This window comes from Burkholderia sp. IDO3 (genome assembly GCF_003366075.1).
Lineage (GTDB): Bacteria > Pseudomonadota > Gammaproteobacteria > Burkholderiales > Burkholderiaceae > Burkholderia > Burkholderia anthina.
The window spans coordinates 2,135,673-2,147,421 of the sequence record NZ_CP028962.1 but is presented as its reverse complement, the minus strand read 5'-3'; the positions used below and the strand labels follow the sequence as shown (position 1 = coordinate 2,147,421).

General features: G+C 69.4%; 12 protein-coding genes. 6 read left to right on the top strand and 6 right to left on the bottom strand.

All coding sequences use genetic code 11. The features are described 5' to 3' along the window. Nucleotides 1–10 precede the first annotated feature (10 nt). Nucleotides 11–454, bottom strand: coding sequence for a DUF4902 domain-containing protein (locus tag DCN14_RS09810; protein ID WP_096501218.1), 444 nt, complete (start codon nt 452–454; stop codon nt 11–13). Nucleotides 455–527: 73 nt separating this feature from the next. On the opposite strand from DCN14_RS09810, the gene DCN14_RS09805 reads away from it, so the two are divergent. Then, entirely contained in the window at nt 528–1,247 is a 720-nt protein-coding gene (locus DCN14_RS09805) for an autoinducer binding domain-containing protein (RefSeq protein WP_096501216.1), read from the top strand. 46 nt (nt 1,248–1,293) lie between these two features. Here DCN14_RS09805 and DCN14_RS09800 read toward each other — a convergent pair whose 3' ends face one another. From DCN14_RS09800 to DCN14_RS09775, 5 genes are all read right to left on the bottom strand, one after another. Continuing rightward, nucleotides 1,294–2,001 (bottom strand): MgtC/SapB family protein, encoded by a 708-nt coding sequence (locus DCN14_RS09800; protein ID WP_076478711.1) that lies wholly within the window; start codon nt 1,999–2,001, stop codon nt 1,294–1,296. Between the two features lie 318 nt (nt 2,002–2,319). Next, nucleotides 2,320–3,867 (bottom strand): TolC family protein, encoded by a 1,548-nt coding sequence (locus DCN14_RS09790; protein WP_096501214.1) that lies wholly within the window; start codon nt 3,865–3,867, stop codon nt 2,320–2,322. Continuing rightward, a complete protein-coding gene (locus DCN14_RS09785; RefSeq protein WP_096501212.1) occupies nt 3,854–5,947 on the bottom strand; it encodes an FUSC family protein in 2,094 nt (697 codons plus the stop codon). Before DCN14_RS09785 ends, DCN14_RS09790 begins: the two co-directional genes overlap by 14 nt. After that, nucleotides 5,928–6,977 carry a multidrug transporter subunit MdtN gene (gene mdtN, locus DCN14_RS09780; RefSeq protein ID WP_096501210.1) on the bottom strand — a complete coding sequence of 350 codons (1,050 nt, stop codon included), beginning with the start codon at nt 6,975–6,977 and terminating at the stop codon, nt 5,928–5,930. Before mdtN ends, DCN14_RS09785 begins: the two co-directional genes overlap by 20 nt. Further along, nucleotides 6,974–7,267, bottom strand: coding sequence for a hypothetical protein (locus tag DCN14_RS09775; protein ID WP_096501208.1), 294 nt, complete (start codon nt 7,265–7,267; stop codon nt 6,974–6,976). Before DCN14_RS09775 ends, mdtN begins: the two co-directional genes overlap by 4 nt. Nucleotides 7,268–7,857: 590 nt before the next feature. On the opposite strand from DCN14_RS09775, the gene DCN14_RS09765 reads away from it, so the two are divergent. The 5 genes from DCN14_RS09765 to DCN14_RS09745 all read left to right on the top strand — a co-directional run bounded on the left by DCN14_RS09765 (nt 7,858) and on the right by DCN14_RS09745 (nt 11,590). Beyond that, the gene (locus DCN14_RS09765; RefSeq protein ID WP_096501206.1) at nt 7,858–9,006 is read left to right on the top strand and encodes a metallophosphoesterase; all 1,149 of its coding nucleotides are present in this window, start codon (nt 7,858–7,860) and stop codon (nt 9,004–9,006) included. 128 nt (nt 9,007–9,134) lie between these two features. Further along, on the top strand, nt 9,135–9,731 hold the full coding sequence (locus DCN14_RS09760; RefSeq protein ID WP_096501204.1) for an alpha-ketoglutarate-dependent dioxygenase AlkB: 597 nt from the start codon (nt 9,135–9,137) through the stop codon (nt 9,729–9,731). 322 nt (nt 9,732–10,053) lie between these two features. Then, a complete protein-coding gene (locus DCN14_RS09755; RefSeq protein WP_096501202.1) occupies nt 10,054–10,260 on the top strand; it encodes a hypothetical protein in 207 nt (68 codons plus the stop codon). 249 nt (nt 10,261–10,509) lie between these two features. Further along, nucleotides 10,510–10,944, top strand: a complete 435-nt coding sequence (gene gspI / locus DCN14_RS09750; protein ID WP_172441876.1) for a type II secretion system minor pseudopilin GspI — start codon at nt 10,510–10,512, stop codon at nt 10,942–10,944. Continuing rightward, nucleotides 10,928–11,590, top strand: a complete 663-nt coding sequence (locus DCN14_RS09745) for a prepilin-type N-terminal cleavage/methylation domain-containing protein (RefSeq protein WP_096501198.1) — start codon at nt 10,928–10,930, stop codon at nt 11,588–11,590. Before gspI ends, DCN14_RS09745 begins: the two co-directional genes overlap by 17 nt. Nucleotides 11,591–11,749 lie beyond the last annotated feature (159 nt).

Sequence of the window (11,749 nt, the reverse complement as noted above, 5' to 3'; positions counted from 1 at the left end):
CGGCCGGTTGTCACTGGAGCGTCGGACCGGCATGATAGGCATCGTTGCGGCCGAGCAACGCCGAGGCGACCGCGGCGGCCCAGTCGACGCCGGCGAGCCGCGCGACCAGCGCGGTGGCGGTGCAGGCCATGCCGATGTCGGCGCCCGCGGCGTCGACGACCATGATGTTGCTGCGGACGTCGCCGCCCGCGATCTCGAACGTGCCCGTCGCGCGTTCGAGATACCAGTCCCAGCCGACCGTCAGGTATGCGACGCCGGCACCGGCCGGGCGATGCCATTCGGTGTAGCCGGCCAGGCGCGCATCGATCGCGCTGTCGCGCAGTTCGGCGAGCAGCGATGCATCGAGGCCGCTCGCGACATGGTCGAGCACGAGCGTGGCCAGTGCGGTTTCGCACAGGCGCACGTAACCGTCCGGGGACGGGCCGCGGACCGGATGCAACAAAGGTGAAGTCATGCGCGGAATGTATCAGCCCCCAACCGGCGCTGGCACCTGACAGGTATGACAGCGTGACGTTGTCGGAGAAAGAATGGAATTGCGCTGGCAGGATGCCTACCAACAATTTAGCGCCGCGGAAGACGAGCAGCAGCTCTTCCAGCGGATCGCCGCTTATTCTAAACGTCTGGGCTTCGAATATTGCTGTTACGGCATTCGCGTGCCGCTGCCCGTATCGAAGCCGGCGGTGGCAATCTTTAACACTTATCCCGACGGATGGATGGAGCACTACCACGCGCGGAACTACATCGAGATCGACTCGACGGTTCGTGACGGCGCGCAGAGCACCAACATGATCGTCTGGCCGGACGTCGACCGGATCGATCCGTGTCCGCTATGGCAGGACGCGCGCGAGTTCGGGTTGTCGGTGGGCGTCGCGCAGTCGAGCTGGGCGGCGCGCGGCGCGTTCGGACTGCTGAGCATCGCGCGTCATGCCGACCGGCTCACGCCTGCCGAGATCAACATGCTGACGCTGCAGACGAACTGGCTCGCGAACCTGTCGCATTCGCTGATGAGCCGTTTCATGGTGCCGAAGCTGTCGCCCGAGGCGGGCGTCACGCTGACCGCGCGCGAGCGCGAGGTGCTGTGCTGGACGGCCGAAGGCAAGACCGCGTGCGAGATCGGCCAGATCCTCGGCATCTCGGAGCGCACGGTCAACTTCCACGTCAACAACATCCTCGAGAAGCTGGGCGCGACCAACAAGGTGCAGGCGGTGGTCAAGGCGATTTCGGCCGGGCTCATCGATACGCCCTGACCCGGCACCGGCGGCGGGGCGGTCATGCCGAGCCGCCCGCCGCCGCTCATTCCATCAGCGGTTCTGCTTCCTTCGCGGTCCAGCTCACGCTGGAAATGCTCTTCTCCATGCTCATCCGGCTCGCGATCTGTTCGAGCTTCTGCTGATCCTTCGGATGCAGCTTCAGCGTCGCGGTCACCTTCAGCCGGTCCGGCTGGTCGGGCACGTCCTCGCTCGTCAGGCTCTGGAACGACAGCGGCTTCGCGTACATCGAATTCGACAGCAGCGTGCGGATATGCACTTCGTCGGCGGCCAGGCAGATCACGGTGATCTGATACTCGCGCACGAGATCGGCGTTCGACACGGGCGTCGCGTTGATCGCCTGGCTGACGCCGCGCAGCACCGTATTGGTGAGCAGCACGACGCCGGTGCCGGCGAGCGCCGGCACGTAATGCCCGGAACCCGACAGTACGCCGACGGCGGCCGAGCACCACAGCGTCGCGGCCGTATTGATGCCCTGGATCGAGCCCTTGTCGCGCATGATTACGCCGCCGCCGAGAAAGCCGACGCCGGACACGACGTACGCGGCAATCTGCGTGACGCCGGCCACGCCGTTGCCGGTCAGCACGCCGAGCGTGACGAACAGGCACGCGCCGCTCGCAACGAGCGTGATCGTGCGCAGGCCCGCCGTGCGTTGCCGCATCTGGCGTTCGAGGCCGATTGCGACGCCGCAGGCGAACGCGGTGAAAAGACGAAGTGCGAAATCGAGAGTCATGGTTGTCCTGCCGTGCAAGGAGCGCATGCCGGCCCGGGTCGCGACGGCGCGATGCCGAAGGCGACACGATGGCCGTCATCGCGCGCTACTGTAGCGTGCGAGTGCGTCATTCAGTGTGAAACGGGTGGCGTGCGGGCTCGCGGAACGCGAGCCGGGCAGGAGAACTGCGTCGGACAGGCGTTCAGGCGGCAAGCGGCGCACGCAACGGAGTGCTGCAACTGTCCACGATGGTTCCTGAAGGGAGAATGGGCGGCATTCTAGTGGGCCGCGCGCGCCGGCGTCAACGAGTTTGGCTGCGGGCCGGGCACGGCCGGCGCGTCATTGCGACGAACCGATCGTGCCCGTCGCGAGCGCGAGCGCGGCGGCGGCGGACAGCGCGCCGGCGTAGCTGTCGACTTCCGCGTTGCGCGCCGCGAGCAGCTGGCTTTGCGCGATCGTCGCATCGGTGATCGAGCCGACGCCGTTGCGGTACGCGGTCAGCGCCGCGTCGTAGCTGGTCTGCGCAGCGTCGACGAGCGCCTTGGCCGCGTCGTGCGACGCGAGGCTCGTCTGCACCGCGTTCTGCGCGGCGACGACCTGGCGGACGGCTTCCTCCTTGGTTCGCGTGAGCCGCGCGGATGCGCTCTGCGCGTCGTTGCGCGCCTGCATCAGCACGGCGGAGCGCAGGCCGCCGTCGTACAGCGGGATCGTTACGCCGAGGAACACGCCGCCGCCGTAGCGGCTGCCGTTCAGGTTGACGGTCGGCGCCTGGTCGCCGATTGCCGGCAGCGCGGAGATGGCCGTGCCGCCGCTTGCATACGACGTCGACGCGGACAGGAAGATCTTCGGCATGAATGCGGCTTCCGCGGCCTTGATCTTCGCGCGATTGGCCTGCTCGAGCGCATATGCGCCCTGCAGGTCGGGGCGGCGCGCGATCGCGTCCGACACGATCGCGTCGACTGACGAAGCGAGCGCGGGCGGCAGCGGCCGCTTCGGTAGCGCGGCGATCGACGGCTTCGACAGCGGCGAGATGCCGAGCGCGGAAACCAGCGCGAGGTAGCTGTCGCTCTCCGTCCCGTTCGCCTGCACGAGCGCGAGATTCGCCTGCGCGCGGTTCTGCGTTGCCTGCGCGAGCTCGACGACCGTGCCGACACCATGCTTGAGCCGCGCGCGGGACGCCGCGAGGATCGCGTCGGCGTTTGCGAGGCCCTGCTGCGCGCTGGCCGCGCGCGAGTGGGCGGCTTCGTAGCGGTAGTACGCGACGGTCACGTCGTGGATCACCTGCTGGTGCACGGCCGTGAACGCGACGTTCGACGCAACCGACGCCTGCTCGGCCGCCTCGACGCGCGCCGCGCGGCCGCCGAAATCGAACAGCAGCCATTGCAGCGACAATGCCGAAATCGTGCCGTGCACGGTCGAGTTGCTCGACGCGTCGCCGAGGATCGTCGAGGTCGAGCCGTGGCTCGTCTGGTACGCGCCCATTGCCGTCGCGGACAGGTTCGGCAGGTATGCGGCCTTCGCGATGCCGACCGCGAGCGCCGCGTTGCGTGCGTCGTTCCAGGCGATGCGGGTCAGCGGGTTCGTGGATTCCGCGAGATCGATCAGCTCGGGCAGCGTGTACGGATGCGTCGAATCGAGCGCGGCGGGCGGCGGGACCGACGCGAGCGCGGGCGAGGCTGGCAGCGTGTAGTCGTGCGGCGCGCGTTGCGCGGACGCCAGCGGCGGCGCCGGCACGATGTCGCCGGCGGCCGACGTGTGCGGCTGCCACGGACGGTCGGGCGCTTCCGGCGCCAGGTCGATCGACGATGTCGCGCAACCGGTCAGCGCGACGGCGGTCGCGAGCGCGGCTGCGGCGAGCGACGCGGCCGGCGGTTCAGGTACGCGCATGAGGGGCGGGCTCCTTCGAGGTGGCTTGACGGGCGGCATCGGCAATGTGTGCGAGCCGCGTGTCGATCAGGTTCAGCAGCGCGGCGCGTGCCGGGTCGGCGGGAGCGGCGGCCGGCGGCGGGGCCGGCACGGCTGCCGCTTCCGCGGTCGATGACGACGGTGCCGGGGTAGCAGCGTCGGCGGCCGGGGCATCGTCGCGCAGTTCGACCACGCGTGCGAGCCGCGCGTCGAGCGCCGCGTCGCCCGGCGCGCGTTCGGCGAGCAGGAACAGCGGGCCTTCGAGCGCGCCGAGTTCTGCAAGTGCGCGTCGCCGGGTGGCGAGCCACGTGGCGGCCGGCCGAACCCACGACGGCTCGTAGTGGACGAGGCCGAGCTCCTGCGCGATCGCGCCGTGCCGTGCGAAGGCTTCGGCGGCGAGCGTGCGGCGTTCGGCCGGCTGCGCGATCCGCACGACGCGGCGCCACTGCTCGAGCAGCGTGGCGAGCGCGACGTCGATCTGCTTGCCGATGCTCACGGGCCAGATGCGCGTGAATACGAGATACACGACGACGTTGCCGAGCAGGATGCCGATCGTGCGATCGCGCGCGATCGTCAGGTCGAAGCCGGGGCCGGCGCCCTGGATCACGCACAGGAAAAGCGCGAACGCGATCTGAAAGCCTGCGTACGCGATGCGCGGCGAGCCGAACGCGACCCACGCGGACAGCCATGCGCCAGCGAACACCAGCGCCATCAATTGACCGACCGACGATAGCGCCGGCACGACGAACACGAGCGCCGCGGTGCCGAGCAGCGCGCCGACGATGCAGCCGACGATCCGCAACGTGAGCTTTTCGACCGTCTCGGCCGTCGAACCGAGCGACACGATGTAGCAGGTGACGACACACGTATGGATGCCAGACCAGTCGAGCTGCGAATACAGCAGATAGCAGAAGATCGCCGCGGCGGTCGTCTTCAGCGCATAGCGGATGTGATCGGGGTTGCTGCGCGCATCCGGCAGGAAGAAGCCGCCGCCCGGAGCCTTGGCGGGCGATGCGGCAGGGTCGGGGCGGGCGGCTGCGGACGTGCTGCGAGAGGCGGCCGGCGCGTGTGCCGCTGTGTCTGCCGCTGCGCCCGGTTCCGCGAAACGCGTGAGCGCCGCATGGAGATCCGTCGCGGCGATGCGCGCGAGTGGCGGCAGCGCATCGGCCGGCGGCAGCGCGAGCGTCACGTCGACCGGATAGCCGCCGCGTTCGAGAATCGCCGCCATCTCGTCGAGCGTGGCCGCGATCGGCGTGGAAAACGCGGCGGGCAGCCGCGCGTCGGGTTCGCGATCGGCCAGCGCGACGCCGACCAGCAGCGCCGTGCTCGACGCAATGGCCTGCCGCAGCGCGGCGACGTCCGCGGCGCTCGACGAGCCTTCGAGTTTCGACAGCTTGAGCCACGTGAGGAGTTGCTTGTCGCCTTCGCGCAGGCTCGCGTCGAATGCGGCGCGCGTGGTGTCGTCGCCGCGCAGCCGGAGCGCGGCGAGCCGCAGCCGCTTCGCGAGCTGCGCGAGCGCGAGCTTGCGCGGCGACGGCGCGATCAGCAGGTTGACGACGATCGCGACGCCGACCGGAATCGCGATCGTCAGCCAGATATAGAGCAGCGCGCGCGTCGCGGCTTCGCCGAACGGCGCGAGGCCGAGCTGGTCGAGCCCGAAGCCGACGATCATCGCGAGGATCGCGCCCACGGGGCGCAGCTTGCTGGCCGACGTCAGGTACAGCAGCCCGACCGACAGCACGGCCATGCACGCGACCCGCAGGATCGAATAGTCGATGCTGAAGATCGCGATGCCGAGCACGAGCCCGATCACGATCGTAACGATCAGGAGCAGCGCGGCCGCGAGCACGACGCTCGTCACGCGGTCGGCGCGGATCATGAAGAACACGACGTAGGCGGACAGCGCGGCTTCGGGCGTACCGTACGCGCTCGTCACGAGCACGGTCAGCGCGCAAATCAGGGCTACCCGGACGGCGATCGACGTGCGTCCCGGAAACGGCGCGAGCAGTCGCAGGACTTCGCGCGGGCCCGGCGACCGAACCTCAGCGGCAGGCCGAGCCATGCCGGACCTCGACGATCGCGCTCGCGCCGACACGCACGAGCTTGCCGTCGGGTTCGTCGAGCTTCACGCGCACCGGAAAGCGCTGCGCGACGTGCACCCAGTTCACCGAGCGCTGCACGATCGGCAGCGCGCGCGGCAGGTTGATGCGATCGCTGTCCGAGATGCCCGCGCCGATGCCGACGACCTTGCCCGTCAGCGGGCGGCTGCGGTCGATCATCGAATAGACGGTCGCGCAATCGCCGACTGCGATGCGGTTCAGCGACGTTTCGCGGAAATTGCCGACGGCGAACCATTCGCTCGCGTCGATCAGCGTGAAGATCGACTGGTTCGGCGCGAGGGTTTCGCCGGCGAGCACGGTCAGCCCCGTCACGAGCCCGTCGTGCGGCGCGCGCACGACCGTATCGTCGAGCGCGTGCTGCGCGCGGGCGAGTGCGGCTTCGCGCGCATGGAGCGTCGCGATCGCGTCGGCGTCGTCGCCGATCGTCCGGGCGGATGCGTGCTGCTGTTCCTGTGCCTGCGCGAGCGATACGGCCGCGTCGCGCTGGCGGACCTTCGCCTGGTCGAATTGCTGCGCGCTGACGTAGCCTTGCGCGGCGAGCGGCGCGAGCCGGTTCACGTCGCGTGTCGCGAGATCGTGGTTTTGCGTGGCGCGCTTGACCTGCTCGGCGGTGACCGCCGCGTTCGAACGTTCGCCGATCAGCGACCGGCGGCGCGTGTCGAGCGACGCGCGCGCGAGTTCGAGATCGGCCTGCGCCTGCGCGACCGTCAAGCGATACGGCACGGGATCGATTTCGTAGAGCAGATCGCCTTTCGCGACGCGCTGGTTCTCGTGTACCGCGAGCTGCACGATACGCCCGCCGACTGGCGACGCGACGTGTACGACGTCCGCGTCGATCGACGCGTCGTCGGTGGACGGGTAGGCCGTCGTGCGGTGGTACGCATACGCGAGCGCCGCGATGCCGAGCGCGACGATCGCGAGCGCGATCACGCGGCCTTTCGTCGACGGGCGGGTAACGCCGGCGGCCTTCATGCGAACGGCCCCGTGCCGGCGAGCCATACGATGACCGCGACCACGAGGCCGATCGCGGTGCATACGGCGAGCTGGTAGGGCACCGTGGCGGCCCAGCCGGTCGCGACGAACACGCGGTGCGCGACGATCGCGCCGACGATGCCGACGATCGCACTGACGAGCCAGAGCGGGAAATACGCGCCGAACAGCACGTACGACGGTGCGCCGCGCGATGTGCAGCCCGCGAGCGGCAGGGCGGGCGCCAGAGCGGCGGCAACGCGCAGGGGCGCGCGCGGCGTTGTTTTTCTCATGGTGTGGCGAGCTCGACGTTTGGGGTGGATGCCGGGCGCGGCGCAATGCGCATCGTCGCCGCGACGACGATGCCGTGATACGGAGCCGATGATAAATCAGCACGATGCAGACCGCCAGCCGTGCGGGGCCGGCAGCCGCCGTCGCGGCGGGCCCGGGATTTTGCCGGCGCATGCTCGTGTAGGGTTGCTAACGGACTGTAAAGGATCGTCAGACGAAACCGGGGCAGCGGCTTTCGCTTGCCAATGCGGCGAAATCGATACGCGAATGCCGGATTGTTGCATCAACGCCAGTGAATCCGGTCGGGAGGGCCGGGCGAGGCGATCAACGCGCTGCGTCCGGCGCAGCGCTGTCGTCTTGCGGCGGCATCGCACCGGGATGGTGCTGCCGGCCGACGCGTCGATGCTCGCCACTGTGCGGAACCGCGCGAAGCCTCCCGGCGCCGCTGGCGGCGCCACCCATCGTGCCGGCCGGTATCTGTGTACCATCCTGCGTAGGTGTGCCGCGCGGCACGGGGCCCGTCGACACGCGATGTCGCGGCCCCGCTCGCCGCGCGGCGCGGAAGCGGTATCGCCACGAGGATGAGCGTTCCATGCGAAGTTTCTTTGTCCGGTTCATTGCAATCGGCGTGCTGTTCCATCTATATGTCGGGCTGCGGATCATTCCCGACGCGTTTGCGTCGCCGCTCGCGCGCACGGTCGCGGCGCTGGTGCTGGCGAGCTTCGTCGTGCTGATCCCGGTCGGGATGTTCTCGCGCCGCTTCGACGAAGGCTGGGCCGCGACGCTGGCCGGCTGGGCCGGCTCGCTCGTGATGGGGTTCTTCTCGTCGCTGCTCGTGCTGACCTTCCTGCGCGAACCGGTGCTGCTCGGCGTGGTCGCCTGGCGGTATCTCGGGCATGACGGCGCGTGGAGCGGCGCGGCATCCGACACGGCGCTCGCCGTGCTGGCGGGCGCGGTGCTGGTCAGCGCGATCGGCTTCGTCGGTGCGCGCCGCACCGCGGCGGTCAAGCGCGTGTCGATTCCGGTCGACGGGCTGCCGGCCGCGCTCGACGGGATGACGATCGTGCAGCTGTCGGACATTCACGTCGGGCCGACGATCAAGCGGCCTTATATCGAGCGGATCGTGCGGGCGGTCAATGCGCTGAATGCGGATCTCGTCGTCGTGACGGGCGACGTGGTCGACGGTTCGGTCAAGCGCCTGCGCGAACACACGGCGCCGCTCGGCCGCATGCAGTCGCGCCACGGCAGCTTTCTCGTGACGGGCAACCACGAGTACTACGCCGGCGCACACGCGTGGATCGACGAGTTCCGGCGCATCGGCTTGAAGGTGCTGCTCAACGAGCACGTGCTGATCGAGCACGACGGTGCGCGCGCGGTGCTCGCGGGCGTCACCGATTTCACGGCGGGCGGGTTCGATCCCGCGCATCGCAGCGACCCCGAGCAGGCGCTCGCGGGCGCGCCGCACGACGTCGCCACGAAGATCCTGCTTGCGCACCAGCCGCGCAGCGCGGAAGCGGCGAGCCGGGCCGGCTTCACGATCCAGCTGTCGGGCCATACGCACGGCGGCCAGTTCCTGCCGTGGCCGCCGTTCGTGCGCATGCAGCAGCCCGTGATCGGCGGGCTGAACCGGTTCGGCGCGATGTGGCTCTATACCAGCCGCGGCACCGGTTACTGGGGGCCGCCGAACCGCTTCGGCGTGCCGTCCGAGATCACGCTGATCCGTCTGGCACGCGGCCGGTAGCGCACGTCGGACGGTACGCGCGCGGGCGCGCCATGCACCGGAATGACAGCGCATGGCGGCGCGCGTCGCCGTTGGCTACCATGCAGACATGGTTCGTTTGTACCGCTCATTTTCTGTCCGATCCCGAGATGTCGACGCCCGATCTTTTCGCCGATACGCCCGTGCCCGACGTGGACTGGTACCCCGACTGGCTCGCGCCGGCCGGCGCCGATCGCGTGCTGGCCGCGCTGCTCGACGAGGTCGCGTGGCGGCAGGATACGATCCGCACGCCGCGCGGTCGCATTCCGCTGCCTCGGCTCACCGCGTGGCAGGGCGAGCCCGATGCCGTCTACGTGTATTCGGGGATCCGCAACGTGCCTGCGCCGTGGACGCCGGCCGTGCTCGATCTGAAGCGGGCGGTCGAGACGATCTGCGGCGCGCGCTTCAACAGCGTATTGCTCAATCGCTACCGCAACGGGCAGGACAGCCTCGGCTGGCATGCGGACAACGAGCCTGAACTCGGCGACACGCCGGTGATCGCATCGGTGAGCCTCGGCGCGATGCGCGTGTTCGATTTGCGCCATCGCGCGACCGGCGCCGTGCATGCGTATCGGCTGACGCACGGCAGCCTGCTGGTGATGCGCGGCCGCACGCAGGCCGAATGGCAGCATCGCGTGCCGAAGGCGCCGGCCGTGCAGGGCGAGCGCGTCAACCTGACGTTCCGGCGCGTGATGTCGGCGGGGTGAATCGCGATCCGTGCCGGGCGTCGGGCTTCTGTCGGCTCCGCCCCTATTTCATGCTCATCGAGGCTGCGGCCCGCCCATGCGGCACGTTGCCGCATGACCGACGCGTCATGCGCCGGCGATGGGCTCGTGAGGCTTGTCCTATATAGGCTTCAGGTGGATTTCATCGACCGCCCGGTTCCGATAGGCAGGTGTAAGCCCTGATGGTGCGTCGCAACATTCATTGACTAGACTATCGAATGGCTGAAACGCGCCGCAAACCGGCGCATTTTTTCGATATGTCCGAGGCGTCGCCGATGCGGCGCGCCGGGCAGGAGCGTAACCCGTGACCGTACTTGACTCATCCCTCGAACCCTCGCTGCACGTCTTCGAACAAGACGGTGGATGGCAATGGGCGCTGACGGTGGCGCGTGCGTCCGGCGTTGGCGTGAAGGTCGTCGCATTCAGCCGCGAAGGTTTTCGCGGCGAGGCCGACGCGTATGCGGCCGGCCGGATGGCCCGTGCCGAGTATGACAGCGCCGTGACGGCCTGACGCCCGCGTTCGATCGTGCGCCGGCCGGGCCGCGCGCGCCGCGCGTGGCTTTGCTTCGATCGTTCCCTCCATTGCCCCTTCGTCTGTCCGCTGCCGCGCTTCGCGCGCCGCACGCGCCATGCCGGCGCGCGGCGTCGTCCTGCCTGCCCCAAATGGTCCGTACCTTTCGACACGCGTGTGCCATGCGCCGCGCTTAACGTGCATGCGCGCCGGACGCAGGACGGCGACCCATCGACAAGAACGCAGGTCATGTGCGACGACAGAACCGACTACGACGACCGCCCCATGTGCGGCGGACGGCGCGCGGCGCGGGCGCCGGAACGGGGATTCACGCTGATCGAGGTGCTGATCGCGCTCGCGATCGTGGCGGTCGCGCTCGGCGCGGTGATGCGCGCGATCGGCGCGCTCGCGTCGGACACCGATACGGCCCGCATGCGCCTGCTCGCGCTATGGAGCGCGGACAACGCGCTCGGCGAGATCCGCATCGCGTCGACCTGGCCGTCGGTGGGCACCCATACGTTCGACTGCCCGCAGGGGCGTTACCGGTTCGTGTGCCGGCAGTCGGTCGCGGCGATGCCGAGCCCGCTCGTGCGGCGCGTGACGGTGAGCGTCTATCCGTCGGCGTCGAGCCGCAACGTGCTCGCCGAAGTCGTCACGGTCGTGCAGGATGAAGCGCGGCGCTGAACGGCGCGCGGCGGCGCGCGCACGGGGTTTCACGCTGATCGAGATGCTGGTCGCGATCGCGCTGCTGGCGGTGATCGCGCTGCTGTCGTGGCGCGGCCTCGACGCGACGATCCGCGGCCGCGACGATATCGCGTCGAATCTGGCGCAAACGCGGCTGCTCGGCCGCTATTTTTCCCAGTTGCAGTTCGACCTGATGAACCTCGTGACGGCCGACGAGGTGTTCGGGCCGCCGCTGCGCATCCGGCCGAACGAACTCGTGATGGTGCGTCATCTCGGCGTCGGCAGCGGGCCGACGCACGTGCAGGTCGTGCGCTACCAGCTCAAGGGGCGCGACCTCGTGCGCAGTGCGTCGCAGCCGCTCGCGTCGCTGGCCGAGGTCGAGGACGCGCTGCGGCACATGGACGGGTTCGCGCGCGTGGTCGTCAGCAACGATGCGCGGTCGATGCAGCTTGCCGTGTGGATTCCGCCGAGCGGATGGACGACGAGCCAGGCGGCCGTCGAGCAGACCTATGCACAGTTCCTCGCGCAGCACGGCGTCAGCAACATCACGTCGCTCGGGATGCCGTTGCCGCGCGGGGTGCGCTTCGCGGTCAGAATCGGGGCGCCTGCCGTCGAGTACGTGCGGACCATTCCGATCGGCCAGTGACGGCGGCATGGCGGGCAGCGCGGGCGAGCGGCCCGCGACGGCCCGGCCTGAAACGTGTTCCGTCCCCCGGGCAAAAAGGTCCGTAACTTTCGTCATACGTCTGTTATTGGCCGTCCGTTAGTCTCGTGATGAGCATGACCGCCGCGACCGGCCGCTTCG

Bases quoted from the DNA above. Each gene is read 5' to 3' on its own strand.
- DCN14_RS09805 (WP_096501216.1), top strand. From the start codon at position 528: ATGGAATTGCGCTGGCAGGATGCCTACCAACAATTTAGCGCCGCGGAA.
- DCN14_RS09790 (WP_096501214.1), bottom strand. From the start codon at position 3,867: ATGCGCGTACCTGAACCGCCGGCCGCGTCGCTCGCCGCAGCCGCGCTC.
- DCN14_RS09810 (WP_096501218.1), bottom strand. From the start codon at position 454: ATGACTTCACCTTTGTTGCATCCGGTCCGCGGCCCGTCCCCGGACGGT.
- DCN14_RS09760 (WP_096501204.1), top strand. From the start codon at position 9,135: ATGTCGACGCCCGATCTTTTCGCCGATACGCCCGTGCCCGACGTGGAC.
- DCN14_RS09775 (WP_096501208.1), bottom strand. From the start codon at position 7,267: ATGAGAAAAACAACGCCGCGCGCGCCCCTGCGCGTTGCCGCCGCTCTG.
- mdtN (WP_096501210.1), bottom strand. From the start codon at position 6,977: ATGAAGGCCGCCGGCGTTACCCGCCCGTCGACGAAAGGCCGCGTGATC.
- DCN14_RS09785 (WP_096501212.1), bottom strand. From the start codon at position 5,947: ATGGCTCGGCCTGCCGCTGAGGTTCGGTCGCCGGGCCCGCGCGAAGTC.
- DCN14_RS09765 (WP_096501206.1), top strand. From the start codon at position 7,858: ATGCGAAGTTTCTTTGTCCGGTTCATTGCAATCGGCGTGCTGTTCCAT.
- gspI (WP_172441876.1), top strand. From the start codon at position 10,510: ATGTGCGACGACAGAACCGACTACGACGACCGCCCCATGTGCGGCGGA.
- DCN14_RS09800 (WP_076478711.1), bottom strand. From the start codon at position 2,001: ATGACTCTCGATTTCGCACTTCGTCTTTTCACCGCGTTCGCCTGCGGC.
- DCN14_RS09745 (WP_096501198.1), top strand. From the start codon at position 10,928: ATGAAGCGCGGCGCTGAACGGCGCGCGGCGGCGCGCGCACGGGGTTTC.